Source organism: Streptomyces sp. NBC_01571 (assembly GCF_026339875.1).
Taxonomy (GTDB): Bacteria; Actinomycetota; Actinomycetes; order Streptomycetales; family Streptomycetaceae; genus Streptomyces.
The window spans coordinates 863,092-887,534 of the sequence record NZ_JAPEPZ010000001.1 but is presented as its reverse complement, the minus strand read 5'-3'; the positions used below and the strand labels follow the sequence as shown (position 1 = coordinate 887,534).

30 protein-coding genes and 1 pseudogene are annotated in these 24,443 nt (G+C 72.0%); 16 read left to right on the top strand and 15 right to left on the bottom strand.

What is annotated here, in order from left to right; genetic code table 11:
- The first annotated feature begins 92 nt into the window (after positions 1-92).
- The gene (locus OHB41_RS04075) at positions 93-1,022 is read left to right on the top strand and encodes an AraC family transcriptional regulator (protein ID WP_266696569.1); all 930 of its coding nucleotides are present in this window, start codon (positions 93-95) and stop codon (positions 1,020-1,022) included.
- Here OHB41_RS04075 and OHB41_RS04070 read toward each other — a convergent pair.
- Entirely contained in the window at positions 1,012-1,308 is a 297-nt protein-coding gene (locus OHB41_RS04070; RefSeq protein WP_266696568.1) for a DUF1905 domain-containing protein, read from the bottom strand. The two genes, OHB41_RS04075 and OHB41_RS04070, sit on opposite strands and share 11 nt — an antisense overlap.
- A gap of 120 nt (positions 1,309-1,428) precedes the next feature.
- Positions 1,429-1,806 (bottom strand): nuclear transport factor 2 family protein, encoded by a 378-nt coding sequence (locus tag OHB41_RS04065; protein ID WP_266696567.1) that lies wholly within the window; start codon positions 1,804-1,806, stop codon positions 1,429-1,431.
- A 383-nt stretch (positions 1,807-2,189) separates the two neighbouring features.
- Between OHB41_RS04065 and OHB41_RS04060 the strand changes: the two genes are divergently transcribed.
- Entirely contained in the window at positions 2,190-2,600 is a 411-nt protein-coding gene (locus tag OHB41_RS04060) for a hypothetical protein (RefSeq protein WP_168526199.1), read from the top strand.
- A 236-nt stretch (positions 2,601-2,836) separates the two neighbouring features.
- On the opposite strand, the gene OHB41_RS04055 is transcribed toward OHB41_RS04060, so the two are convergent.
- The 4 genes from OHB41_RS04055 to OHB41_RS04040 form a co-directional block, all read right to left on the bottom strand.
- Entirely contained in the window at positions 2,837-3,265 is a 429-nt protein-coding gene (locus OHB41_RS04055; protein ID WP_266696566.1) for a PRC-barrel domain-containing protein, read from the bottom strand.
- Positions 3,262-3,840 carry a PRC-barrel domain-containing protein gene (locus OHB41_RS04050; RefSeq protein WP_266696565.1) on the bottom strand — a complete coding sequence of 193 codons (579 nt, stop codon included), beginning with the start codon at positions 3,838-3,840 and terminating at the stop codon, positions 3,262-3,264. The genes OHB41_RS04055 and OHB41_RS04050 overlap by 4 nt, the downstream gene beginning before the upstream one ends.
- The gene (locus OHB41_RS04045) at positions 3,837-3,983 is read right to left on the bottom strand and encodes a hypothetical protein (protein WP_266696564.1); all 147 of its coding nucleotides are present in this window, start codon (positions 3,981-3,983) and stop codon (positions 3,837-3,839) included. The genes OHB41_RS04050 and OHB41_RS04045 overlap by 4 nt, the downstream gene beginning before the upstream one ends.
- 143 nt (positions 3,984-4,126) lie before the next feature.
- Entirely contained in the window at positions 4,127-5,320 is a 1,194-nt protein-coding gene (locus OHB41_RS04040; RefSeq protein WP_526025029.1) for a PP2C family protein-serine/threonine phosphatase, read from the bottom strand.
- Positions 5,321-5,448: 128 nt separating this feature from the next.
- On the opposite strand from OHB41_RS04040, the gene OHB41_RS04035 reads away from it, so the two are divergent.
- Together OHB41_RS04035 and OHB41_RS04030 are read left to right on the top strand one after the other, a co-directional pair.
- Positions 5,449-5,961 carry a MarR family winged helix-turn-helix transcriptional regulator gene (locus OHB41_RS04035; RefSeq protein ID WP_266696562.1) on the top strand — a complete coding sequence of 171 codons (513 nt, stop codon included), beginning with the start codon at positions 5,449-5,451 and terminating at the stop codon, positions 5,959-5,961.
- Between the two features lie 121 nt (positions 5,962-6,082).
- Entirely contained in the window at positions 6,083-6,562 is a 480-nt protein-coding gene (locus OHB41_RS04030) for an STAS domain-containing protein (RefSeq protein ID WP_266696561.1), read from the top strand.
- A 7-nt stretch (positions 6,563-6,569) separates the two neighbouring features.
- Here OHB41_RS04030 and OHB41_RS04025 read toward each other — a convergent pair whose 3' ends face one another.
- Positions 6,570-7,286 (bottom strand): MarR family winged helix-turn-helix transcriptional regulator, encoded by a 717-nt coding sequence (locus OHB41_RS04025; protein WP_266696560.1) that lies wholly within the window; start codon positions 7,284-7,286, stop codon positions 6,570-6,572.
- A gap of 270 nt (positions 7,287-7,556) precedes the next feature.
- On the opposite strand from OHB41_RS04025, the gene OHB41_RS04020 reads away from it, so the two are divergent.
- From OHB41_RS04020 to OHB41_RS04000, 5 genes are all read left to right on the top strand, one after another.
- Positions 7,557-8,009, top strand: a complete 453-nt coding sequence (locus OHB41_RS04020; RefSeq protein ID WP_266696559.1) for an ATP-binding protein — start codon at positions 7,557-7,559, stop codon at positions 8,007-8,009.
- A 122-nt stretch (positions 8,010-8,131) separates the two neighbouring features.
- Positions 8,132-9,403, top strand: coding sequence for a PP2C family protein-serine/threonine phosphatase (locus OHB41_RS04015; protein WP_451289319.1), 1,272 nt, complete (start codon positions 8,132-8,134; stop codon positions 9,401-9,403).
- Entirely contained in the window at positions 9,400-11,046 is a 1,647-nt protein-coding gene (locus tag OHB41_RS04010) for a sensor histidine kinase (RefSeq protein WP_266696558.1), read from the top strand. The genes OHB41_RS04015 and OHB41_RS04010 overlap by 4 nt, the downstream gene beginning before the upstream one ends.
- Complete coding sequence (locus OHB41_RS04005; RefSeq protein ID WP_266696557.1) at positions 11,043-11,486, top strand: response regulator; 444 nt, start codon at positions 11,043-11,045, stop codon at positions 11,484-11,486. Before OHB41_RS04010 ends, OHB41_RS04005 begins: the two co-directional genes overlap by 4 nt.
- Before the next feature lie 112 nt (positions 11,487-11,598).
- Entirely contained in the window at positions 11,599-13,044 is a 1,446-nt protein-coding gene (locus tag OHB41_RS04000) for a diacylglycerol/lipid kinase family protein (protein ID WP_266696556.1), read from the top strand.
- A gap of 119 nt (positions 13,045-13,163) precedes the next feature.
- Here the strand turns inward: OHB41_RS04000 and OHB41_RS03995 are convergent, their stop codons facing one another.
- Positions 13,164-13,391 (bottom strand): DUF5133 domain-containing protein, encoded by a 228-nt coding sequence (locus OHB41_RS03995; protein WP_266696555.1) that lies wholly within the window; start codon positions 13,389-13,391, stop codon positions 13,164-13,166.
- 206 nt (positions 13,392-13,597) lie between these two features.
- Between OHB41_RS03995 and OHB41_RS03990 the strand changes: the two genes are divergently transcribed.
- Positions 13,598-14,119 carry a DinB family protein gene (locus OHB41_RS03990; protein WP_266696554.1) on the top strand — a complete coding sequence of 174 codons (522 nt, stop codon included), beginning with the start codon at positions 13,598-13,600 and terminating at the stop codon, positions 14,117-14,119.
- A gap of 9 nt (positions 14,120-14,128) precedes the next feature.
- Here the strand turns inward: OHB41_RS03990 and OHB41_RS03985 are convergent, their stop codons facing one another.
- Positions 14,129-14,908, bottom strand: a complete 780-nt coding sequence (locus OHB41_RS03985; RefSeq protein ID WP_266696553.1) for a class I SAM-dependent methyltransferase — start codon at positions 14,906-14,908, stop codon at positions 14,129-14,131.
- Between the two features lie 112 nt (positions 14,909-15,020).
- Here OHB41_RS03985 and OHB41_RS51980 point away from each other — a divergent pair, with 112 nt between their 5' ends.
- Complete coding sequence (locus OHB41_RS51980) at positions 15,021-15,494, top strand: helix-turn-helix domain-containing protein (protein WP_323138350.1); 474 nt, start codon at positions 15,021-15,023, stop codon at positions 15,492-15,494.
- A 29-nt stretch (positions 15,495-15,523) separates the two neighbouring features.
- On the opposite strand, the gene OHB41_RS03975 is transcribed toward OHB41_RS51980, so the two are convergent.
- The 3 genes from OHB41_RS03975 to OHB41_RS03965 all read right to left on the bottom strand — a co-directional run bounded on the left by OHB41_RS03975 (position 15,524) and on the right by OHB41_RS03965 (position 18,077).
- Complete coding sequence (locus OHB41_RS03975; RefSeq protein WP_266696552.1) at positions 15,524-16,126, bottom strand: ClpP family protease; 603 nt, start codon at positions 16,124-16,126, stop codon at positions 15,524-15,526.
- Between the two features lies 1 nt (position 16,127).
- Positions 16,128-16,781 carry an ATP-dependent Clp protease proteolytic subunit gene (locus OHB41_RS03970; protein WP_266696551.1) on the bottom strand — a complete coding sequence of 218 codons (654 nt, stop codon included), beginning with the start codon at positions 16,779-16,781 and terminating at the stop codon, positions 16,128-16,130.
- A gap of 69 nt (positions 16,782-16,850) precedes the next feature.
- Entirely contained in the window at positions 16,851-18,077 is a 1,227-nt protein-coding gene (locus OHB41_RS03965) for an epoxide hydrolase family protein (RefSeq protein ID WP_266696550.1), read from the bottom strand.
- Between the two features lie 227 nt (positions 18,078-18,304).
- Between OHB41_RS03965 and OHB41_RS03960 the strand changes: the two genes are divergently transcribed.
- Entirely contained in the window at positions 18,305-18,787 is a 483-nt protein-coding gene (locus OHB41_RS03960) for a VOC family protein (protein WP_266696549.1), read from the top strand.
- A gap of 39 nt (positions 18,788-18,826) precedes the next feature.
- Here the strand turns inward: OHB41_RS03960 and OHB41_RS03955 are convergent.
- Positions 18,827-18,955: pseudogene (locus OHB41_RS03955) on the bottom strand (ABC transporter ATP-binding protein); the annotation flags it as partial.
- A gap of 288 nt (positions 18,956-19,243) precedes the next feature.
- On the opposite strand from OHB41_RS03955, the gene OHB41_RS03950 reads away from it, so the two are divergent.
- Positions 19,244-19,639, top strand: coding sequence for a nitroreductase/quinone reductase family protein (locus OHB41_RS03950; RefSeq protein WP_266696548.1), 396 nt, complete (start codon positions 19,244-19,246; stop codon positions 19,637-19,639).
- A 75-nt stretch (positions 19,640-19,714) separates the two neighbouring features.
- Here OHB41_RS03950 and OHB41_RS03945 read toward each other — a convergent pair whose 3' ends face one another.
- Positions 19,715-20,731 carry a zinc-binding alcohol dehydrogenase family protein gene (locus OHB41_RS03945; RefSeq protein WP_266705634.1) on the bottom strand — a complete coding sequence of 339 codons (1,017 nt, stop codon included), beginning with the start codon at positions 20,729-20,731 and terminating at the stop codon, positions 19,715-19,717.
- Between the two features lie 331 nt (positions 20,732-21,062).
- Here OHB41_RS03945 and OHB41_RS03940 point away from each other — a divergent pair, with 331 nt between their 5' ends.
- Both OHB41_RS03940 and OHB41_RS03935 read left to right on the top strand, forming a co-directional pair.
- Positions 21,063-21,860: a VOC family protein gene (locus tag OHB41_RS03940; RefSeq protein ID WP_266696547.1), complete on the top strand. Its 798-nt coding sequence runs from the start codon at positions 21,063-21,065 to the stop codon at positions 21,858-21,860.
- 99 nt (positions 21,861-21,959) lie between these two features.
- A complete protein-coding gene (locus OHB41_RS03935; protein ID WP_266696546.1) occupies positions 21,960-22,502 on the top strand; it encodes a hypothetical protein in 543 nt (180 codons plus the stop codon).
- On the opposite strand, the gene OHB41_RS03930 is transcribed toward OHB41_RS03935, so the two are convergent.
- Positions 22,446-23,270 carry a LysR family transcriptional regulator gene (locus OHB41_RS03930; protein ID WP_266696545.1) on the bottom strand — a complete coding sequence of 275 codons (825 nt, stop codon included), beginning with the start codon at positions 23,268-23,270 and terminating at the stop codon, positions 22,446-22,448. The genes OHB41_RS03935 and OHB41_RS03930 overlap by 57 nt on opposite strands.
- Before the next feature lie 135 nt (positions 23,271-23,405).
- Here OHB41_RS03930 and OHB41_RS03925 point away from each other — a divergent pair, with 135 nt between their 5' ends.
- Complete coding sequence (locus tag OHB41_RS03925) at positions 23,406-24,125, top strand: SDR family oxidoreductase (protein ID WP_266696544.1); 720 nt, start codon at positions 23,406-23,408, stop codon at positions 24,123-24,125.
- Positions 24,126-24,443: the final 318 nt, after the last annotated feature.

Genomic DNA, 24,443 nt, shown 5'->3' with positions numbered 1-24,443 from the left:
TCTCCTTGTCTGTGCCTTCCCGACCACCGTAGGACCGGCCGCCCGTACGATGAATGCTTGAGAGTCCGCATAACTTGCGCGATAGTACGGATATGCCTGTCGACCCGCTCTCCGACACCCTCGGCCTGATGGACGCCCGCTGCATCGTCTCCGGCGGCTTCACCGCCGGCGGTGACTGGGCGCTGCGCTTCCCCCGGCCCGACCGGCTCAAGATCACCGCGGTGGTGAAGGGGAGCATGTGGGTGGCCGTCGAGGGCATGCCGGACGCCGTCCGGCTGGAGCGCGGCGACGTCGCCGTGTTCGACGGCAGCCGGGCGTTCGTGGTCGCGAGCGATCCCACGCCGGACCCGGTGGACGCGACGAGGCTCTTCGCCGACACCCCCGGGCCGATGATCCGCTACGGCGGTGGCGAGGACGTCGTCTTCGTCGGCGGCCATGTCGAACTGGGCCGGGCAGGCGAGGAGTTGCTGCTGCACGCCCTGCCGCCGCTGCTGCATGTGCGGGCCGCCGCGGAGGAGGCCCCCGTGCTGCGCTGGCTGCTCGACCAATTGCTGCGTGAACTCACGGCCGGCCGGGCGGGTGCCGACTTCGCGGCCGACCAGCTCGCCCAGCTGATGTTCGTCCAGGTGCTGCGCGCCTATCTCGCGGACGCCGACGCCCTGCCCGCCGGCAGGCTGCGGGCCCTCGCCGACGAGCGCATCTCCCCGGCGCTGCGCCTCATGCACGCCGACCCGGCCCGCCCCTGGCAGCTGGAGGAACTGGCCAGAGCGGCGGCCATGTCCCGCACCAGCTTCGCCCAGCGGTTCCGGACGGTGGCCGGCGTCCCGCCCCTGACCTATCTGCTGGACTGGCGCATGAGCCTGGCCAGGCGGGCGCTGCGGGACGGTGAGACGTCCGTGTCGGCCCTCGCGCAGAAGGTGGGCTACACCTCCGAGAGTGCGTTCAGCAACGCCTTCAAGCGGACGACCGGCGTCGCGCCCAGGCGCTACCGGGATGTCGCGCGGGCGGCTCTCACGGGCTGAGCCGCTCCTCCAGGCGGACCGTGACGGTGTCGCCCTCCTCCTTGCCGATCGCCCTGCGGATCCCGGCGTTCACGGGCAGTTTGTGCGTGCCGTCGCCCAGGGCCATGAAGGAACCGTGGAAGGGGTGGCCGTCGATCGTGCCGCGGACCTTGACGAGTCCGCGGGTACCGAAGAAGGCCACCGACTCGGGCCAGACCACGTAGGTCCAGCCGCCCTTGCCGGGGCTCCTGCGCAGCACCTCGGTGAAGTGCCGGTTCAGCCTGCCCGCCCCGCCGACCGTGCCCATGTGATCCTCCGCTTCTGGTGAGTCTCCTGTTAAGGAGACCACCGGAAGCGGCGGAACTCATCGCGGCCGTGCCGTCCGAAGGGACACGGACCACCTTGGGCCGAAGACGGAACCGTCGGCCTACGCCGGCACGCGGTCCAGGAATCCGTGCACGCCGCGGATCCGGCCGTCGTCGTCCAGGGTGATCACGTCGAATCCGGCGACGGGAGCCGAGCCGTCCGTCTCGTCGACCAGTTCCCAGCCGAAGCGGGCGATGTCGTGGTGCCCGTCGACCGTCCCCGCGAGCCGGAAGGAGAATCCCGGGAACTGTTCGTGCGCCGCCGAGATCACGGCGGCGATCCCCGCGTGCCCGCGCACGTCGGCCAGCGGGTCGGTGTAGCGGCCGTCGGCGCTCCAGGCGGCGGCGACCGCCTTGGTGAGCGCGTCCGGCTCGGCCGCGTTCCAGGCCTCCAGGTAGCGGGCGACGGCGGATTCGTAACGGTCGGTGTTCTCGGACATGGCTGATCGGCCTCCGGCGAAGGGGATACGGACTGGTCGAGGGCCGGATGCGGAGGCGCGGTGGCACGCCGTCATCCGGTACCGGAACCATGCCCGGCGGCCCCTGAGAGCGTCGATTACCTCCCGGGTAAGGGCGCCGGGTCGCGTTTCGGCCAAAGGGGTAGGTGAATATGCCAAGAGACTGGCTGGAATGGCATGGTGACAGAGTGTCAGGAGTGGCGATACTCGATGAGGAGGGCGATTCGGCCACGCCCGAGTGCAGCACCACTGTGTACCACGGATGCCCGGTACGACCGTCGACCACGGACGAGCCGCGTGCAGTGAACGAGCCGCAGGGAAAGTGAGGACGGCCCGGCAGCGAGCGTTGCAATGGGGGAGCGATCGTGCACGACGAATTCCTGTGCCACGTCACCGCATACGGAGTGTGCGGGGGGAGACGCGTCGGCGTCCCCCTGGGAACATACCGCGCGCCCACCCTGGCGCTTGCCCTGTGGTGGATGCGGGACCGTGCCTCGTGGATGGCCGAACGGCTCGACCCGCAGCCCGAGGACCCCACCTTCCCGCCGAACTCGATCGCCCCGGTGTCGGACACCGTCCCGGACGTGCCCAGCATGCTGCGCGCCTGGTGCGGGGACAGCGGTCAACAGGAGCTTGTCGCCGAGGAGCTGGCCGCCGGGAAGCTCGTCCGCATCGCCACGAGCGACGACACCACCGAGTACGAACTGCTCGCCGAATCCGTGGACGCGCTGCGCATGCAGCGGACCGCCGCCGTACTCGGCACCTCCGCCGCCTGACCGCGCCGGCGGCCGGTTCGCCGCCCGCGCCGCACCGAGGACCAGCACCGGCACCGGCAACAGCACCGGTACCGGCGTCGACGCCGGCCGCTCCGGATCGACCGCTCCCCGCGCGACGACCGGGACCCCTCACCGACGGGTTCCCAGAGCGCCATTCGGCGTGCGTGGCGGATCCGGCGTCACGGAGTCGCCCGCGGCCTCCGCCGGATCTCCGGTGTTCGCAGAGGGGAGACGCCTCAGTCCGTGCGCACGACGAGGGCGTAGTCCCCGAGCCCGATCAGCAGCTCACCGGGAAACTCGCCGGACGTCGTGCGGATCCCCTCGATCCGCCCGGTCGCGGGGTCGAAGGCGATGTCCCGCACGGTCCCGCGTTCGTCGCCGCTCTCGGTCAGGACCCGCGCGCCGAGGGCTTCGCGATGCGGCGGAGCCGTGGACGGCAGGGTGTCCAGGACGGTCTCCGAACGCACCAGGACGGCGTCGGGACCGACCGCGTGCAACACGTCCCAGGCCAGTGAGGTCTCCTTGCGGCCGCGTGCCCGCGCGATCCGCAGCCGGCTGACCAGCCCGGCCTCGGCGTCGATCGTGAGCGACTTGACCACACCGATCTCGGTGGCCTCCCCGAGGGTGACGACCGGCAGCCCGTTGATCTCGGAGAACAGCGTCACGGTGTCTCTCCCGTCGCGTGGAACGCGTCGACCTGGGCGGCGAAACCGGCCAGGTCGTCAGCGACGAACCGGGTCGCGTCCGCGGGAATGACGAGCGCCTGCCCGGACACGGCGAGGGTCTCGCCCCGCGGGACGAACACCTTGCGGCGACGGCGTGCCGAACCCGACTTCGGTGTCTCGCGGGCGGCGATCCGGAACCCCACCACACGTCCGCTGGTACCCGCCTCCACGACCAGGTCCAGTACGGTGCCGACCTCGGTGCCCGCGTCCGTGAGGACCTTGGCGCCCACCACCCGGCCGTGCGCGGCCTCGCCGCGCGCGACCACCGCGGCCGGTTCGGCGAGGACCTCCCGGCTCCGGATCATGACGGCGTCGTGGCCGACCGAGTGCACCGCGCTCCAGGGCAGGCTCGCCTTCAGCGGTCCCGCGAACAGTCCCCGGCCGCTGAGCGTGAATCCGGTGACGCGTCCCGCCGGTCCGTCGAAAACGGTGTCCCTGAGCTGCGCCACCACGTCACCCCCCAGGGTGACCACCGGTCGTCCGCCCAGGCTGCGCGCGGCGGTCAGCTCGCTCATCGCACGTCCCGCTTCCCGAACCGCCGCCCGCGCTGCACGGCGATGACGGTCCCCGACCGCCTGCTCGTCTGCACCCAGGCCACCGTCGCGCCCAGCAGCGCCAGGGCCGCGACCACGACGACCGGCCACATCCACCAGACCATCGTCCACCTCCGGACTTCCAGGCCCGGCCGCCGTCGACCGGATTCGGCTCCGTCCGGGTGCCCCGGCAGGACGGGACAATGCCCCGTGCGGTGATTCCCTCCCGGACGACATGCGCGGCGCCGGCCGCGGGGGACGACCCCGCTCAGCGGGTCTGCGGCCCGCTCCCCTCGCGGCGCTTCCTGCCGGACCAGTCGAGGCAGACGATCAACGCGTCGTCCAGCGGCTCGGTGACGCGGTAGCCATCCAGCTCGTCGAGGACGGCACGCGGTACGTCGGCCGCGGGCAGCAGGGCCGTGGCGGTCACCGCCCGGGCCAGCGCCCGTTCCCCGAAGGCCTCTCCGAGCGGGGACAGGGCGTCGTAGACACCGTCACTGACCACCAGGAGCCGGTCGCCGGGCAGGACGGCGAACTCCTGCGGCAGGTAGTCGGACTCCTCGAACATGCCGAGCGGCAGCTGTGCTTCGAATTCGATCCGTTCGACGGCCGTCCCCCGTCTGCGCCACAGCCGCGGCGAGCCGGCATCCACGGCGAGCACCCTGCCGGTGGCGAGGTCGAACGACAGGAGCAGCGCCGAGACGTGCTGGTCGCCGTGGTGCTGGGCGTAGATCGCCTGGTCGGCGAGCCTGGCCTGGTCGGCGACCGGGAGGTCGGCACGGCGGGCGTTGCGCAGGGCGCCGACGGCCAGCTGGGTCAGCAAGGAGGCGTGGATGCCGTCCCCCATGCCGTTGAGGATGGAGAGGGTGAGCCGGTCCGCGTCCGAGGACCAGTCGAAGTTGTCCCCGCGCACCGCGTACGCGGGCTCCAGCTGCGCGCCGATGGAGAACTCGTCGCGGGCGCTGGCCCGGCCGGGGAGCAGCTCCCACTGCATCTCGGCGGCCAGGGTCAGCCGGCCGACCCGGCGCGCCTGCCGGTAGACGTCGGTGTCGCGTTCGGCCACGACGATCTCGTGGCCCAGCAGCTCGGCCACCTGAGCGAGCTCGTCGGTCAGCTCGAGGCCCACGGACCCCGGCGGCAGCCGCACCGTGAGCACGCCGAGGCGCTCGCCGCGGGCGGTGACCGGCAGGTGGAGAAGCAGGTACTCCCCGTGCCGGGGGTGTTCCTCGTGCGGTGCCTGGCTCCCGAACGCCCGGCCCTCGGCGCTGTTGTGCAGGGAGACGGCGCGCGAGGGGTCGCCGGGTGCCTCGACCGGCTGGAGCACGGTCAGTCCGTAGTCCGCCATGCGCAGATCGGCGCCGGTCGCTCCCCAGACGTCCGTCAGGAAAGTGCGCAGGGTGTCGAGCAGCGCGTGCGGAGGGGTCGCGCGCAGGGCTCGGTCGACGTCGTTCACAGAGGTCACGGTCGTGGTGGCTTTCTCGTGCGGTTCGCGTGCGGGTGGTGTGGTGGGTGCGGAGGGCCGGGCGGGGAGACCGGCCGGGTGGGCCGTCATGGCTGGCCAAGCCCCTCAGGAGATGACAAGGTGGTCCGGTGCCGCGCTCGATCCGTCCACCCGTGTCCCGAGACGATGCCGCGCAAACGCTGGACGCCGTCGCGGAACTTCTCGAACTTCTGTGGGGCCGAGGGCAGGAGGCCGCGCCGTCCGGCCCGGTGCCGCCCTCACAGCTACGGGCCCTGATCGTGATCGAGCAGGGCGGTTCGATGAATCTTCGCTCGCTCGGCGACGCTCTGGCCTCGCGTCCCTCCTCGGTCAGCCGTCTGTGTGACCGGATGGAGGCCGTCGGGCTGATCCGCAGGGCGCCGAGCACGACGAGCCGGCGCGAGGTCGAGGTCGCGCTGAGCCCGCTCGGCGAGCAGGTGCTGCGCGAACTCCGTGACCACCGCGCGCGCGAGGTGCGGGCCGTCCTGGAGCGGATGTCGTCGGCGGACGTCGCCCGGCTCACCGAGGGGCTCGAAGCGTTCCGGGCGACCGCGCTGGACCAGCTCGACGAGCGGGGCGGCGGCTCCGGCCGGGAGCCGGGGCGCGCGACCGGTACCGGTTAGGTTCCTTTGCGTACCGGTTAGCTCCATTAGAGGTCCCTCCACCGCGACGACCAGCCCCCAGGGACGCCTGACTCGGGGTCGCAGGGGGACCAGATTGTTGCCTGACAGCAATTGTTGTCAAATGACAACGATCGGATACGGTGGGACCTGGCGCAGCTCCCTTGCGGCGCTGCGGTGTACCGCCCCGTGCGCGTATTCCTCTATACCGCACGTTCCGACGACATCCCGAAGGATCGCTGTGCATTCAGGCCGGAGTCCAGGTCAGGCGGCCCTTTCGCTGTCCACGCGCGAGGTCGGTCCGGCGACCGTGATCGCGGTCGCAGGCGAGGCCGATCTCGACAACGTGGGGAGCCTCGGCGCCGCCCTCGACGCGGCGGCGCGGACCCCCGAGGGGCCGGTGGTCCTGGACCTGGCCGAGCTGACCTTCGCGGACTCGACCACGATCAACGTCGTCCTGCGCGCCTACGGGGTCCTCGGTCCCCGGCTCAGACTCGCCGCGCTCACCCCGTTCGTGGAACGGGTGCTGGGCGTGACCGGGGTCTCGGAGGTCGTGCCGGTCTTCCGGACCGTGGCGGAGGCGCTGGAGAACGATGCGGTCTGAGAGCGGCTCACAGGGACGGGTCGGGCGACGGGCGATGCGCCCGATGTCCGTGGGCGAGCGACGGACCGAGCGAGCGCAACGCGGCCAGCAGACCGTCCAGGTCGGCATCCGGCATCCGCCGCAGCGCGTCCGTGATCCAGTTGCTGCGGTGCGCGCGTACGCGGTCGAGCACGGCACGGCCGTGTCGCGTCAGGCTCAGGCCGACGCCCCTGCGGTCCGCGGCGAGTGGCGCGCGGGTCAGCAGTCCCGCCCCCTCCAGGGTGTCGCACACGCGGCTCGCCCGGGAGCGGCTGATCCGTGCCCGGTCGGCGAGCGCGGCGAGGCTCAGACCGGGAGACGAACCGACCAGGGTCAGCGCACGCAGCAGCGGCGGCGACAGCCGGCTGTCGACGGCGACCGCCGTACGGGCCGACACGGAGACCAGGATCTCGGCCACGTCCGCCAGCTGATCGGCCGCGCGGAGCAGCGCGTCGTCCCGTACCCGAGGAGGCGCGGCGTCCGTTGCCGTCAGTCGCAGGGGCCGGTCGTCCGGCCCGGGGAGGAAACCCTCGTCCGGTCCCCGGAATGTCCCCCCTTCGCGTGCCACGGCGGAGTCCCCGCCCCCGTTCCCGTCCGTGTCCGGTCCGCGGCGGAAGCCCCCGTGCTCGTACGTCTCCCCGAGGGGAGCGTCGTGCGGTCCCCCGGGCGACGCGCCGTCCCGGCCTTCGGGGGTCTGTCCATCCATCCGTCCGCACCCTTTGCTCGTACCGGAGATTCGGTGACCCGTGAGGCCCTCCGACTGGTGGCCCTGCCCGTCCGAGCCGGGATGACACCGGTACCGTGTGGGGATCGTGTGCCGAAGGGGGTGAGGGCGGCTCGCGGCGCCGGCTCCGGACCCGGTGCGACCCGAGTGGACATCGGGGTGAATGTGGAGGGCGCCACTGGGTATGCGCTCTTGTGCAGCGGCGTCCGGACACGCAGTCCGCGGACGTATCGGCATCCGAGAGAGAACCACATGATCGAGCCCTTGGACGGAGCAGTGATACCGCCTGGCTTCGACGTGCCCGTGGACCCGCTTCGGCGAGCGGCGCACTACACCGGCGAGCCGGGGTGCATCGCGGACGCACGCGCCTTCGCGGAACTGTTCCTCGAACAGCTCCGGTCGGAGTGGTGTGCCGAGATCGACGCGCGGGCCGACGGCGACCTCCTGCTGGTCGTGAGCGAGCTGGTCACCAACGCGGACCGGCACAGCCACGGGCCCTACATCCTGGAGCTGGAGGGGACCGACGTCTCCGTGACGGTCACGGTCTACGACAGCAGCGCCACCCTGCCCCGGCGCTATCCGCGTGATCCGCAACGCATCGGGCGGCACGGACTGGAGATCGTTCACGCGCTGGCGACGGAGGTGACCGTCGGGCGCGTTCCGGTCGGCAAGTGCGTCAAGGCACAGCTCGACCTGCGCCGTTGACCCGGCCGCCCGCGCAGCGGGGACGGACCGGTGGCGACGGCACGGCAGGGGGCGGCAGGGCCGTCGAGTCGGCCGCCCCGGGCATGGACCGAGGCGGAATACCAGTAGGCTCGCCACAGTCGATGGTCGGCGTCGGTCACTCAAGGGGGACGAACGTGGCGGAGCGCACGCCGCGGATCGGTGAACGTACCGCGGTACCGCGCCAGGTGAGTTCCGACCCCCGCTGGGGCCTGGATGCCACCGCGGCGCTGCTCCTCGTCGAGGACGATGCCGGTGACGCCCTCCTGGTGCGGGAGGTGCTGGCCGACAGCGGTCTGCCGATGGACGTCACCTGGTGCAAGTCCCTGGCCGAGGCGCGGGCGTTTCTGCAGGCCTCGAAGCACGCGGTGTGCGTGCTGCTGGACCTGCACCTGCCCGACACCCACGGACTGAGCGCGGTGCGGCTGGTGCGCGACGCCTCACCGGACGCGGCCGTGGTGGTACTGACCGGACTCGCCGAGAACGAGGCGGGTCTCGCCGCGGTGGCCGAAGGGGCCCAGGACTTCCTCTCCAAGGACGGTCTGAACCCGGAGGAGCTGAGCCGGGCGGTCCGGTACGCCCTCCAGCGCAAGCAGGTGGAGCGGTCGAGCGCCGAACTCCAGGCGAGCAGGCTGCTGGCACAGGAGAACGCCCGGCTGGAGCGCGGGCTGCTGCCCACGCCCCTGCTGCGCGGTGATCGGTGCCAGGTCGCCTCCCGCTACAGCCCGGGACGCGACCACGCGCTGCTCGGCGGCGACTTCTTCGACGTCGTCGAGAGCGAGGACGGCACGGTGCACGCGGTGATCGGGGACGTCTCCGGCCACGGCGCCGCCGAAGCGGCCCTCGGTGTCTGTCTGCGGGTGGCCTGGCGGGCCGCCGTGCTCTCCGGATGCGTCGGGCCGCCCCAGGTCCGTCTCCTGGAGGAGATCCTCGAGGCCGAGCGCGCCGAGGACTACATCTTCGCCACCCTCACCATCCTGCGACTGTCCAGGGACCACAGCCGGCTGACCGTGATCCGTGCCGGACACCCGGGGCTGCTCGTCCGCACCTCGCAGGGCATCGAACTGTTCGAACCGCCGGTGGGACCCGCGCTGGGGCTGGTCCCGGGCGGGGCGCACTGGCCGGAGACCGAGCTGCCCGCGCACGACATCAGCGCGGTGACGCTGTTCACCGACGGACTCTTCGAGGGCGTCGTGGGACCGGACCGGCGGCTGGGTGAGGAAGGACTGCTCGAGGTGGCGAGGAAACACATGGACCTGCACGGTCGTCCGTTCGTCGACGCGGTGGTCGAGGACGTCGCGGCGCAGAGCACGTTCCACGGAGGACTCGCCGACGACGTGGCGGTCCTGCACCTGGCGACGGACGGCGGCTCGTGACCCGTACCACAGTGACCCCCGGGCCCACCGTCGACGCCCCGGCGGGCAGGTCCAGCAGAGTCGCCCGGCTGACCGTGCAGGGCTGGATCCACGTCGTACTGGCCGTCAACGTACTGCTGGTGATCGTCTTCGCGGTGTCCGGCGGAGTTCTCCAGGCCCGTGCCGACGACCGCACCGACCTGCTCACCGACCTCATCCAGCCCGCCCGTTCCACCGCTTTCCAGCTGGAGACCTCGCTGGTGGACCAGGAGACGGGCGTACGGGGCTACGTGCTGAGCAAGGACACCAGCTTCCTGGAGCCGTACGAGTCCGGGGTGCGCGACGAGGCGACACTGCGCACCCGTCTGGGCACGCTGCTCACCGGCCAGCCCCGGATCGCGGCCGACCTGCACGCGGTGCAGCGGGCCGGCGACGCCTGGCGCCGCGACTACGCCAAGCCCCTGATCGAGTCGGTCCGTACGGGCGGTCGCGGCGCGCCCGGACTGGAGGCCAGCAAGGCCCAGTTCGACGTGACCCGGAAGCTGCTCTCCACCATGGAGACGGACCTCGGGCAGTTGCGCGACCGGACCCGCGCGTCGGCGGAGGAAAGCCGGCAGTCCCGAAACCTCTTCTTCGGCTGCACGCTCGCCGCCTTCCTGGCGAGCGGACTGGCACTGACCCTGCTGCTGCACCGCATCGTCGGACGGCCGCTGAGGACCCTGGAAGCGGCCTCGGTCGACGTCAGCGGCGGAGCGTTCGAGCGCAGGATCCGGCTCGACGGGCCACGGGACCTGGAGGCGGTGGCACGGGCCGTCGAGGAGATGCGCCGCCGCATCGTCGAGGAGCTCTCCGCCTCCATGGCCCGCGAGACGCTCCTGGAACAGCGGACCGCGGAACTCGACGCCCAGACGCTGGAGCTGAAGCGCTCCAACGCGGAACTGGAGCAGTTCGCCTACGTCGCCTCCCACGACCTGCAGGAACCCCTGCGCAAGGTCGCGTCCTTCTGTCAGCTCCTGGAGAAGCGCTACGGCGGCCAACTGGACGACCGCGCCAAGCAGTACATCGACTTCGCCGTCGACGGGGCCAAGCGCATGCAGACCCTCATCAACGACCTGCTGACCTTCTCCCGGGTCGGCCGCGTGGGCGAGAAGCTGGTGCCGGTCGCGCTCGACGACGTACTGGACCGGGCACTGGGAAACCTCAGCGTGGCCCTGGACGAGACCGACGCCCGTGTCGTGCGCGAGGGACCGCTGCCCACCGTGACGGGCGACGCGACCACCCTGACGATGCTCTGGCAGAACCTGATCGGCAACGCCGTGAAGTTCCGCGAACCCGGGCGGGTACCCGAGATCGTCGTCCACTGCGACGCGGCGGACGGGGAGTGGCGGCTGGGGGTGCGCGACAACGGGATAGGCATCGACTCCCAGTTCAAGGAGAAGGTCTTCGTCATCTTCCAGCGGCTGCACGGCCGTGACGAGTACGACGGCACGGGGATCGGGCTTGCCGTCTGCCGGAAGATCGTCGAGCATCACGGGGGCACCATCACCCTGGACGGCGTCGCGGGCGAGGGTACGGACGTGTCCTTCACCCTGCCCATGGCGCGGCCCGAACCCGATCCTCGGGTCGACGAACCAGCGCGCCCACCCGAAGGAGTACGCACGTGACCACCCGCGTCGAACCCATCCAGGTCCTGCTCGTCGAGGACGATCCCGGCGACGAGCTCATGACCCGTGAGGCGTTCGAGGACAACAAGATCCGCAACGCCCTGCACGTCGTACGGGACGGCGAGGAGGCCCTCGACTTCCTGTACCGCGTCAACCAGTACGTGGACGCGCCGCGGCCCGACCTGATCCTGCTCGACCTCAACCTGCCCAAGTACGACGGGCGTCAGGTGCTGGAGCGCATCAAGTCGGACAGTGATCTGGCGCACATCCCCGTCGTCGTCCTCACCACCTCCTCCGCCGAGGAGGACATCCTGCGCAGCTACAAGTTGCACGCCAACGCCTATGTCACCAAGCCGGTCGACCTCGACCAGTTCATCGCCGCCGTCCGGCAGATCGACGACTTCTTCGTGTCCGTGGTGAAGCTGCCGAAGAGCTCCTGACCACCGCCGGCCCCGCGCGTCCATGAACGGGCGAAGTCGGGGAACAGGGACAGGGGCGGCACCAACCTTGCCGACCAGCAGATCAGTTGCCGAGACGCGAGGGTGGGCTTCCATGAGAAGGCGCAGGACAGGGCGACGAACAGGCGCCGGGACGGCCCGTCTGCCGAACGTGGAGACCCTGCTGCGGGCCGGCCCCTCCGGGTGGCGGCGGACCCTGGCGGGCGGTCTCCTGTGGGGCGGCGCGGCCGCGGCCCTCGGCGCGTCCGGGGACCGGACCGCGCGCCGGGCGGCCCTCCGGGGCATCGGCACCGTCGCGATCGCCTCGGCCGTGACCCGCGCCGTCGCCCGCCCCGCGGTGCGCAGGACGCAGCCACTGGACGCGGCCGGCCGGATCGCCTCCGCGGCCGCCTTCGCGGCGGGAGTGCTCCTCGAAGCACCCCGGTACGGCCTCCTCGTGGTGCCCGGCGCCGCCGCGCTGACCGCGGCACGGATGCGTGCCGAGGTCCGTCACCCGGGCGACGTGGCCGTGGGGGTCGCGATAGGCGCCGGTGCCGCCGCGCTGACCGCCCGCTGGTGGCCGGTCAAACCGGAGGCCGCCGCCGCCGCGGCACCGCCGCGCCGCCCCGCGCCCGCACTGCCCGGCGGCGCCGGGCTGCACATCGTGGTCAACTCGGCCTCGGGCCTGTCGTGGAGCGCCGACAGCCCCGACGCGAGCGAGTATCTGCGCGCGGCGCTGCCCAAGGCCGACATCACGGTGGCCCTCCAGGGACAGGACCTCGTGGAACTACTGGAGGAGGCCGGCCGCCGCGCGAAGGAGCGGGGCGGCGCGCTCGGCGCCTGCGGCGGTGACGGGACGATCAACGCCGCGACGGAGGTCGCCGCCCGGCTCGGCGTGCCCCTCGCGGTGTTCCCCGGCGGCACGTTCAACCACTTCGCCGTGGACCTGGGCAACCAGTCCCTGGAGGACGTGGTGGGTGCCGTGCAGGCCGGCGAGGCGGTGGTCGCGGACCTCGGGCGTGCCCGCGCGCCGGGCGGAGCGGAGCACGTGTTCCTCAACACCTTCAGCCTCGGTGTCTACTCCGAGCTGGTCGGCGCCCGCGCGAAGCTCGAGGAACGGATCGGGAAGTGGCCGGCGCTCGTGGTCGGCCTCGCCGGTGTCCTCGCCAAGGGCAGCCCCGTGAACGTCTCCGTGAACGGCCGTCCCAAGCGCCTGTGGCTGCTCTTCGCGGGCAACGGCATCTACCACCCGGCCGGGTTCGCGCCCACCTACCGGACCCAGCTCGACGACGGCCTGCTGGACGTCCGCGCCGTCGACGCCGGCACCCCGCTGGCCAGGACACGTCTGCTGCTGGCGGTGCTGACCGGCACCCTGCACAACAGCCGGGTCCTCACCACCGCACAGGTACGCAGCCTGCGCCTCGAAGCACTGCACGGCGACCCGCAGTTCTCGTACGACGGCGAGGTCACCCGGGTTCCGGCCGGCCGGCTGGTGCTGGACAAGCTGACCCGGGCCGTGACGCTGTACCGGCCCGCGGAGAAGGACCAGTGGCTGCGCTGAGGCGTGCTCAGGGTACGCGTCTCCTCGCGTGAGCGGCCGGGACGAGGAGGAGTTGACGCCCTCGGGACGGAGGGCGTCAACTCCTTCCTGTCGCAATCGCGTTGACGGGTGAGGCGTGCTCAGCCGGTGAGTACGGAGTCGTCGGCGGTCCGGGCTCCCGGCAGCCGGTGGCGGGCCGCGACCAGTGCGGTGTCGACATCCTTCGTACCGGTCGAGACACAGAGCGTGTAGGCCAGGTCGTCCATGCGCCGGCGGACCTCCGCGCCGCCGTTCTCGGCGTGGAGCGTGCGCAGGGTGACGTACTGCTCGACGAGATTGCGCAGAACCACGGGGTGGGCCATCAGCACGGTGTCCTCCGGACGGGTGGGCCGACATGTCGGTGAGTTTCCGCCGTCGGATACCCCCTCCCTCCGGGCGTAGTCGACCCGGGTCCGAGGGCCGGAAATCCGGTGGCGGATGCCCCGCCGGCGGGGCGATGCCCTTGCGCATGGCCGATACCGCCTCTGCGCAGTCCGGGAGCACCCGACCCGATCGGAACTTCGGCTGGTGGGACATGTCCGTTCACCCCGACGACGATCCACGCACCGACGGGGGATTCGCCGGGGAGCGGGACACCCTCGTCGGGTTTCTCCGCGACCAGCGGCTGACGTTGGAGATGAAGTGCGCCGGTCTGGACGCCGCGGCGATGGCCCGGCGTTCGGTCGGGCCCTCGAACCTCTCCCTTCTCGGCCTCGTGCGCCACCTGGCCGGGGTCGAACAGACCTGGTTCCGGCGGGTGATGGCCGGTCAGGACGTGCCCCGGCACTACCGGTCGAAGGACGACCCGAACGGCGACTTCGACGGCGCGGTGCCGGACGCCGACGTGGTGGCCGAGGCCTGGGCCACCTGGCGCTCCGAGGCGGCCTTCGCCGAACGGTTCGTCGGGGAGGCCCGCGACTTCGACGTCACCGGGGCGAACGGCGACGAACCGATCTCGCTCCGCGAGGTCCTGGTGCACACGATCGAGGAGTACGCCCGGCACAACGGCCACGCGGACTTCCTGCGCGAGCGGATCGACGGCAAGGTCGGCCAGTGAGCGACCCGGTCAGTCGTCACCGGCCGACTTCCGCCGCGTCAGCAGGAGTTCGTGCAGGTAGCGCTTGGTGATCGACCCCGCGTGGCGTGTCTCGATCAGGTCCTCCACACACCGCAGCAGACCGCGGCGCGCGGGCGCGTCCAGCGCGCGGTGCCCCGAGTAGGTCAGCAGCACGTCGATGTACTCCCGCGTCGAGTAGGTGATCTCCTGCGCGAAGCGGTACGAGGTGACCCGGCCCCACCGCTCCAGCTCACCCGTGTCCGTGGCGACGTCCGCCTCGTCCGATGCCCGCAGTCCGGGCGGGGTGGCCGGGTCCCAGCGCTCGTAGCACGCCTGGACCCGGGCGAAGAAGTCGGTGCTGCCGCCCGCGACGTGGTGCGTGGTGACCAGCGCGAGGACCCCGTCCGGGCCGAGCGCGTCCCCAGCCCTGGCCACCCGTACCGCGGGGTCGAGCCAGTGGAACGCGGTGGCGCACACCACGAGGTCGAAGGGATCACGCGGCAGCGGCCACCGCTCGAACTCCGCCACCTCCACCCGCGCCCGGGGGAAGTCGCGGAGGTTGCGCCGGGCCACCGCCGCGAGCGCGGGCCCCAGCTCCACGGCCGTCACGTCGCATCCCAGCCGCGCCAGTGGAACCGTGAGCTGCCCCGTGCCCGGCCCGATTTCCAGGACGCGGACACCGGGCCCGAGGCCCACCCGCCCGGCCAGCTCGTCCACCAGCGCAGCCGGATAGCGGGGGCGGGCCCGGTCGTACAGCTCCGCCGCCTCGTCGAACGTGTCCCGCAGCACCGTCCACACCTCCACCGGTCCGCCGCCACCCTATTGGCTCACGGGGTCCGATTCCCCCGAGAGCGGAATGCCGATCCCTTCCCGTGCCGTCTGGGACTCCTAGGCTGAAAGGGTGAGCAACCAAGCCTCGAACGAAGCCCGTGTCATCCCGCTGCGCCCGGCCACCGCGCCGGATCAGGCCACCCGTCGGCCGCCAGGGGCCGGCGTCCCCGCGGACCGCACGCCGCGGCGGCCCCTTCCGGCCCTGACGCCCCGGCCCACGCCGCCCTCCTCCGGACGCAGGGAGCCGCTGTGGCGCGACCTCGTGGGTGACGTCCTGCGCCGGGAGCGGCTGGCGCAGGAGCGCACGCTCAAGGACGTGGCCGACGCGGCCCGGATCTCGATGCCGTACCTCTCCGAGCTGGAGCGGGGCCGCAAGGAGGCCTCGTCCGAAGTCCTCGCGGCCGCCGCCCGCGCCCTCGGCCTCGGTCTCACCGACCTGCTCTCACGGGCGCAGGACGAGCTCACCCGCCCGGCCCAGGTGCGCCCGGCCCGCCGCCACACCCCGTCGTCCCCGCGTCACGACGGCATGTGCCTGGCCGCCTGACGCGCAACGGACGCTCGCGGCGGGCCGTCTCAGACCGCCGCGAGCCGCCGGCTCAGTACCTCGTCGGCCATTCCGTACGCCACCGCCTCCCGTGCCGTGAAGACCTTGTCGCGGTCCATGTCCGCGCGCAGCGCCGCGACGTCGTGGTGCGTGTGCCGGGACAGGACCTCCTCGACCTGGGAGCGGATCCGGAGCATCTCCCTGGCCTGGAGCGCGAGGTCCGAGACGGTGCCCTGGCGGCCCCCGCTCGCGGGCTGGCCGAGCAGCACCCGCGCGTGCTCCAGCACGAACCGCCGCCCCGGATCGCCCGCGGCCAGCAGCACCGCGGCCGTGGAGGCCGCCTGCCCGACGCAGAAGGTCGAGATGGGCGCCTGGACGAACGTCATCGTGTCGTAGATCGCCATGAGTGAGGTGAACGAACCACCGGGCGAGTTGATGTAGAGCGCGATCTCGCTCTCCGGGCTCGACGACTCCAGATGGAGGAGTTGGGCGATGACGACATTGGCGACCCCGTCGTCGATCTCGGTGCCGAGGAAGATGATCCGCTCCGAGAGCAGCCGGCTGAAGACGTCGTAGGACCGCTCACCCTGCGGGGTGCGCTCGACGACGTTCGGAATCGTGTACGTACCCATGTCAGAGCCCCATCCGCCGTCGCGACGCGGCCGGGCGGACGTCGTCGAGCGACTCCACCACCCGGTCCACCATGCCGTACTCCCTGGCCTGTTCGGCCGTGAACCAGCGGTCGCGGTCGCCGTCCCGGGAGATCGTCTCCACGCTCTGGCCGGTGTGCTCCGCGGTGATCCGCTCGATCGCGCTCTTCGTGAACTCCAGGTTCTGTGCCTGGATCTCGATGTCGGCGGTGGTGCCGCCGATGCCCGCCGACGGCTGGTGCATCATGATCCGCGCGTTGGGGAGCGCGTAGCGCTTGCCGTGCGTGCCCACGCTGAGCAGGAACTGCCCCATGCTCGCGGCGAACCCCATGGCGAGCGTCGACACGTCGTTCGGGACCAGCCGCATGGTGTCGTAGATCGCGAGGCCCGCGGTCACCGATCCGCCCGGGCTGTTGATGTACAGGCTGATGTCGGTGCGCGGGTCCTCGGCGGACAGGATGAGCAGCTGGGCGCAGACCCGGTTCGCGGAGACCTCGTCGACCTGGGTGCCGAGGAGGACGATCCGCTGCACGAGCAGCTGCGCCGACAGATGGTCGTCGAAGCGTGTCGGCGGGGTGTCGCCCTCCTCGGCGCGCGGCGCGCGCGACGGGTTCCAGCCGTTGACGAATGCGGTCATCGGTCCTCCTCGTGGTGGTGCGGCGGGTGCTGCCGCGCTCTCCACCATCGGACCGAGATCCCGCCCGGGTCAGCTTTCTCGGCCCCCGGCAGATTCGCTGTGGGCAGAGGTGCGCAGCGACCTGAAGAAGGCCCGGACGTCGTCGACCAGGAGCTCCGGTTCCTCGGCCGCGGCGAAATGGCCGCCGCGGTCGAACTCCGTCCACCGCACGATGTTGTTCGTGCGGTCCGCGATGTGCCGCAGCGGTACGAAGGACTCGTGCGGGAAGACCGCCAGCGCGGTCGGCACGGTCGAGGTGCCGGGCTGGGTGCCCTGGTAGTCCGCGTGCGCCCGCTCGTAGTAGATGCGGGCCGAGGATCCGGCCGTGCCGGTGAGCCAGTACAGCATCACGTTCGTCAGCATCAGGTCCCGGTCCACGGCTTCCTCCGGGCGGTCCTCGGCATCCGTCCACTGCCTGAACTTCTCGACGATCCAGGCGAGTTGGCCCACCGGGGAGTCGGTGAGCGCGTAGCCGAGCGTCTGCGGGCGGGTCGACTGGATCTCGGCGTACCCGACTTCGTCCCGGCGCCATTCCTGGGTCCGCCGCCACGAGGTCAGGGTGCGCTCGCGCTCCTCGGGACTCAGCGCTGCCAGTTCCCCGTCGGTCGGTTCGGTGTGCGCGGACGAGCCGGGCAGCAGATTCAGGTGGACGCCGGTGAGCCGCTCGGGGAAGGCCCGGCCCAGCTCACGGGAGATGGCGCCGCCCCAGTCGCCGCCCTGGGCGCCGAACCGCGGGTAGCCGAGCCGCGTCATCAGCTCCGCGAACGCGGCGGCCACCCGCTGGAACTCCCAGCCGGTCTCCCGGGTCGGCCCCGAGAGTCCGAATCCGGGAATGCTCGGCACGACCAGATGGAACGCGTCGGCCGGATCGCCGCCGTGCGCGCGCGGATCGGTCAACGGGCCGACGACGTCGGTGAACTCGACGATCGAGCCGGGCCAGCCGTGCGTCATGATCAGGGGGGTCGCCGACGGTTCCGGCGAGCGGATGTGCGCGAAGTGGACCCGCGCGCCGTCGATCTCCGTCGTGAACTGCGGCCACGCGTTCAGCCGGTTCTGCGCCTCCCACCAGTCGTAGCTGTGCCGCCAGTACCGTACGAGCTCTCGCAGGTAGTCCCGGGGCACGCCGTAGGCCCAGCCGACCCCGGGCAGTTCGTCGGGCCAGCGGATGCGGTCGAGGCGCTGATGCAGGTCGTCGAGGTCGCTCTGCGGGAAGTCGACGGTGAACGGTTCGATGCGGGGGGCGTCCGAAGAGGTCATGTCCGCGCATGCTAACGCCGGGCCGCCCGCGCGCGCCGTTGGATTTCGCCCGGCGCGCCGCAGCTCCCGGGGCCGCAGACGGCCGTGCCACCGCCGTACGGGGGACGCGTCGGCGCGTGCCCGACGGGTTCTCCGTACGGAGGCCGTTCGGTGCGTGCCGCCGATGAGTTTTGCGGCGACGATCGGTCTGGACAGATGACCGATGTTCCCCGTTCGAGGAGGTACGGATGTCCGCCGAGGGTTTCACCACGTGTCTGTGGTTCGACGGCCAGGCCGAAGAGGCCGCCCACTACTACGTATCGATCTTCAAGAACTCCCGGCTCGGCAGGATCGGCCGCTACACGGAGGCCGGCCCGGGGCCGGCCGGCTCCGTGCTGGTGGCCGAGTTCGTGGCCAACGGCCAGCGGTTCGTCGCACTGAACGGGGGCCCGCAGTTCACGTTCGACGAGGCGATCTCGTTCCAGATCCACTGCGACGACCAGGAAGAGGTGGACCACTACTGGAACAGGTTCATCGACGACGGCGGCGAGGCCGGACCCTGCGGCTGGGTCAAGGACAAGTACGGCCTGTCCTGGCAGGTCGTCCCCTCCCGGCTCATCGACCTGATGGGCGACCCGGACCAGGAGAAGGCCGCCCGCACGACCCAGGCGATGCTGCGGATGTCCAAACTGGACATCGCCGCCCTGGAGAAGGCGTACGCGGGGGAGTAGCCCACGAGTGCGGCGGGCGGTCCGCTCCTCTCCCGGGGATCAGGCGGGCCGACCGCTGTGCAGGGCCGTGTACGCGCCCTCCCGGCGCAGCAGTTCCTCGTGCGAGCCGACCTCCCGGACGAGACCGTCGTCCATCACCACGATGCGGTCGGCACCCCGGATCGTGGAGCGGCTTCTCGGACGACGCCATCGGCGGTGGTCCTCCCCAGTGGCCGGATACAGGGCGAGCGCTTTCTTCCCGTCCCGTACCGGAGTACACCCGGTCCGGGTCTTCGCCCGGGGCGACACGAGGGGGCACCGTCAGGTCCGCGGACGTGCCGAACGAGGCCTGACGAACGGCGAGTTCGAGGCGCCGCCACCTCAACGGCCTGGTCGGCACGGAATGCGCACGGCGGTCGTGAGACGGTTGCCGGACCACCCGGAACCGTGACCGGCACCGCACAGGAGAGGCCACACATGTCCCGCAATCCCGAGCTGAAGTACCGGACGGTCACCACGTTCCAGCGGTGGATCGGCAATCCGCTGCTGCGACGGCTGCCGTTCCAGACCCTGCTGGAGACCACGGGGCGCACCTCGGGGCTGCCGCGCCGGACACCGGTCGGCGGGCGCCTGACGGGTCGGGAGTTCTGGTTCGTCAGCGAGTACGGCGAGCGGTCGCAGTACGTGCGGAACATCAAGGCGGATCCACGGGTGCGGATCCGGGTCAGGGGCCGGTGGCACGACGGCGTCGCCCACCTGATGCCCGAGGACGACACCCGTGCGCGCCTCAGGAGTCTGCCCCGGTTCAACAGCGCGGCGGTGCGCGCGATGGGCGCGGGACTGATGACGGTACGGGTCGACGTCACCGGTTGACGCCGGTGGGCCGGTCGGAGGAGGGCGCCGGAATGCGGCCGGCCCGGATGCTCCGCGGCGAGCCGGCCCGGATCGTCAGTGGCGCGCCGGCAGGTCGTTCACCAGGACGGCCGCCCCGTCGAACCGGCCCGCCTTGAGGTCCTGCAGAGCCCGCTGCGCCTCGGACAGCGGGTAGGTGTGCGTCGTGGCGCGGACCCCGTGCCGGGCCGCGAGCTCCAGAAAGCCGCGCCCGTCCTCGCGGGTGTTGGAGGTGACGCTGCGCAGTTCCTTCTCGTAGAACAGCTCGCTCTCGTAGCGCAGCGGCGGGGTGTCGCTCAGATGGATCCCGGCGACCGCCAGGATCCCGCCCCGGTCGAGCGCGCGCAGGGCGACCGGGACCAGGTCGCCGACCGGCGCGAACAGGATCGCGCCGTCCAGCGGCTCGGGCGGCTCGTCGTACGCGCCGCGGGCGGAGGCGGCCCCGAGTTCGAGCGCGAGCCGTCGGGCGGCGGGGTCACGGGTCAGGACGTGCACGGTGGCGCCCTGCGCGAGGGCCACCTGGGCGCACAGGTGGGCGCTGCCGCCGAAGCCGTACAGTCCGAGCCGGCCGCCCGGCGGCAGCGCGGTCCGCAACAGAGCGCGGTGGCCGATGATGCCCGCGCACAGCAGCGGTGCCGACGCCACGTCGTCCATGCCGTCGGGCAGGCGGTACGCGTACGCCGCCGGTACGGTCGTGTACTCCGCGTAGCCGCCGTCGGCGTCCCAGCCGGTGTACTCCGAGGCCGGGCAGAGATTCTCGGCTCCCCGTGCGCAGTACGGGCAGGTGCCGTCCGTGCGGCGCAGCCAGGCGACGCCCACCCGGTCGCCGGTCGTGAAGCCGCGCACCTCCTCGCCCGCCGTCGCCACCACTCCGACCACCTCGTGGCCGGGTGTCACGCGCGGTCGCCGCACCGGCAGGTCGCCCTCGCTGACGTGCAGGTCGGTGCGGCACACCCCACAGGCCCGGACGTGCACGAGGAGCTCGTCGGACCGGGGCACCGGCACCGGCCGTTCCACGAAGCGCAGCGGTTCCCGCTCGATCGGCCCGGGGCGGGCCACTTCCCACGCGTGCATCATCACGTGTTCCGTCCCCTCGACGACCACCGGAGTGCCCTCTCCAGTGTGGTCCACGCGGCGTCGCCCGGCGCGCGGCGGCCCCGGAGCCTGGCCAAGGGCTGTCCCGTAATCCCCGGCGGGCGCACGACGACAGCTACGGCACCTCGCCGCGTTGTCGGATCGCCCGAATACGTCCAGTATGAGGACGACCCTCCGCCTTGCGATGCACCGCATCCGACGCCGCGCGCTGATCCACCGGGGATTACGGACAGCCCTTAGCGTGGCAGGGGGCTGCAGAGAGTTCGAGACGCGACCCCGGTACCCGCCGCACCAGGAAGAGTGGATCGCCATGGCCGTAGAGCCCGAGGGAACGCCCTGTTGGGCGGACGCGATGTTCAGTGATGTCGAGGGAGCGAAGAGTTTCTACGGTGACGTGCTCGGCTGGACGTTCGGCGAGTCGTCCTCGGAGTACGGCAACTACACGCAGGCCTACGCGAACGGCAAGGCGGTGGCCGCCGTCGTCCCGCCGATGCCCGGCCAGGAGGGGCAGTCCGCCTGGTGCCTCTACCTCGCGTCGCCGGACGTGGACGCCACCGCCGCGAAGATCCGCTCGCACGGGGGCGAGGTCCTGATGGACCCGATGAAGGTCGGCGACTTCGGTTCGATGCTGATCGCCCGTGACCCGGCCGGCGCGGTCTTCGGGGTGTGGCAGGGCGGCCGCCACGAGGGCTTCGAGGCGCGCGCCGTGCCCGGCGCCTACTGCTGGGCCGAGATCTTCACCCGCGAGCCGGAGAAGACGGACGCCTTCTTCCCGGCCGTCTTCGGCTACCACGCGAAGCAACTGGACGACTCCGCGATCGATTTCAGGCTCTACGACCTCGGTCAGGACCCGGTCCTGGGCCGCATGAGGATGACGGACGACTTCCCGCCCGAGGTGCCGTCGTACGTGAACGTCTACTTCACCGTCGACGACTGCGACGCGGCGGTCGCGAAGGCGACCGGGCGCGGCGCCATCCTCCGCTTCGGTCCGATGAGCAGCCCGTTCGGCCGGTTCGCCGCGCTGAGCGACCCACAGGGCGCGGCGTTCTCCGTGATCGACGTCAGGACGACCGAGGGTTCGATGCCGAGGGCGACCGAGGTGTCCTGAGTCCGGACGGGCACGGGAACCGGGGCCGGCCCGCGCGAGGGGCCGGCCCCGTACGTCACCCGGCGGAACCGATCTCCCGCCCGCGCTGTCTGGGCAGGCATGGCGAGCCTTCTGTTCCTGTTCCTGGCCTTGGCGCCGATGCTGGCGCCCTGCGTGTTCCTGGCCGCCGCCGTGGCGCTCGCCCGACGGGCCCACCAGCGGCTACCGGGCGGCGGGTGGCACCTGCCGAGCGCGTCGACGTGCGCGCTGGCCGCGGTCATGGCCGGCGCGGCGGCGTGCGGCGCGTACGCGCGGGGCGTGATGTCGGGCTTCTACATCCTGGACCCGGACCAGATGTGCGCGGCGAAGGGCGTACCGGGCGATCACATCGTGACGCGGGAGTCGCTGCCGGTCAGTGCGCAGTGCGTGACGTCGGGCGGCGTGGGGACCGAGCTGGTGCCGGGCTGGGTGAATCCCGTGATCTTCCTGGGGATCACCCTGTTCGTGGCCGCCCTGGTGACAGGAGTCCTCGCGGGAGCGCGCCGCCGCCGCATGCCTGCGGTGGAGCAGTTCGTCGTGCCCCTCGGGCCGCCGGCGGCAGAGCGCTCAGCCGCCGAGTGGAGAGCCGGCCGCGACCTCGGCGAACGCCGCGATCAGGGGTGAACGACGGCCGGACTCCCAGGCCAGCAGCACCTGATCGGGCTCGGCGTCCGGTACGGGTACGTAGGTGATGTCCGGCCGTGAGTACTGCTCGGCGACCGAGTGCGGGACCAGCGTGATACCGCTCCCGGCGGCGACGGACTCGAACTTCTCCTCGATGGTGCGGATCGGTACGTCGCCGGGCCGCGGGTCGGAGTAGCGCAGCCAGGTCTCGTCGTCGAGGTCGGCGAGGGCGAGTTCCTGCTTGCCGGCGAGCCGGTGGCCCTCCGGCAGCATCGCCACCCTGGGCTCGGTGTACAGCGGCAGCAGCGTCAGTCCCTCGTCCCGGATCGGCCGGCGGACGTAGGCGAGGTCGACCGATCCGTCCAGGATCAGCTGCTCCTGGTCGTCCCATTCGACACGGCGTGCCTTGACCTCCACCTCCGGGTGCCGGGCACCGAAGGCACGCAGCGCCCGGGTGACGACGATCCCGGCGCGGAAACCGACGACCAGGCGGCTGGGGCCGCGGGACGCCAGGTGCGCGCGCTGCCGGGCGGCATCGGCGGACGCGAGCAACAGGCGTGCGTCGTCAAGGAGTTGGATACCCGCCCGGGTCAACCTCACTGTGTGGCTGTCCCGGACGAACAGTTCGGCGTCCAAGTCCTTCTCCAGCGCCCGGATCTGACGGCTGAGCACGGGTTGGGAGATGTGCAGCCGCTCAGCGGCGCGTCCGAAGTGCAGCAGCTCCGCGACCGTCACGAAGTACCGGACCTTGCGCAGGTCGAGGTCCATGGCCGTCCCTTTCGTCGTACGAGCCCGCCGACGGCGATGCCTCCAGGGTATCGCCGACGCCGAAAGAGGTCTTGGACGGCCGTGGGGAGGTGGGCGCAGGCTGGATCACATCGGATCAACGTGAAGGGACACGTCATGGACCTGCGAGGACAGCGCGTCGTCGTCATCGGCGGTACGGCCGGCATCGGATTCGCGGTCGCCGCGGCGAGCGCGCGGGAAGGCGCCGCGGTGGTCGTCGCCTCGCGGCGGCGGGAGAGCGTGGACGCGGCACTGGAGCGGCTGCCGGAGGGTGCCGAGGGGCACACCCTCGACGCCACCGACGAGGACGCGCTGCGTGCCTTCTTCGAGGGGGTCGGGGCATTCGACCACCTCGTCTACACGGCCGGCGAGTCCCTGCTGATGGGGAGCCTCGCGGAGGCGGATCTCGGGCGGGCCCGGCGCTTTCTGGACACGCGACTGTGGGGCGCGTACGCGGCGGTGAAGTACGGCGCCGCCTCCGTGCGGCCGGGCGGTTCGGTGGTGCTGACCACGGGGACCGCGGGGCGGCGCCCCCTGCCGGGCACGAGCGTGGCGGCGAGTCTGTGCGGCGCGATGGAGGCGCTGACGCGGGCTCTCGCCCTGGAGCTGGCGCCGGTCCGGGTGAACGCGGTCTCGCCCGGCGTGGTCCGCACCGAGCTCTGGCGTGACCTGGCCGAAGAGGAACGGGACGCACTGTTCCAGTCCTCCGCCGAGTCACTTCCGGTGGGCCGGGTGGGCACTCCGGAGGACGTCGCGGAGGCGTACCTGTACCTGATCCGCGGCGGCTACAGCACGGGATCCGTCGTGGTCGTGGACGGCGGTGGCGTCCTGGTCTGAACCGTGCGCGGCCCGGCCGTGGGGACGGCCGGGGCCGCGGCTTCGCAGCCGGCTGAAAAGGCCGGCGCAGATGTTCCGGCCGCGCGCGGCAGCAGGGTTCCGGCCCTGCGAGGCGCCGGTGTCGATGGGCCCCGCGTCCCGGCCGGCGGACGCGGCCGCCAACTTCCCCGCAGCTCACGGCACTTCCGCGCCAACGTTGTCAGATCCGACTGGTCTACACCCTTGACTGGTACAGACCAAGGCGGTTGAGTGTGGGCCCACACCCCCCACCGTGGCCGCCCCGGATGCCGTGACCGACCCCCTCGGCGCGTGCGCACA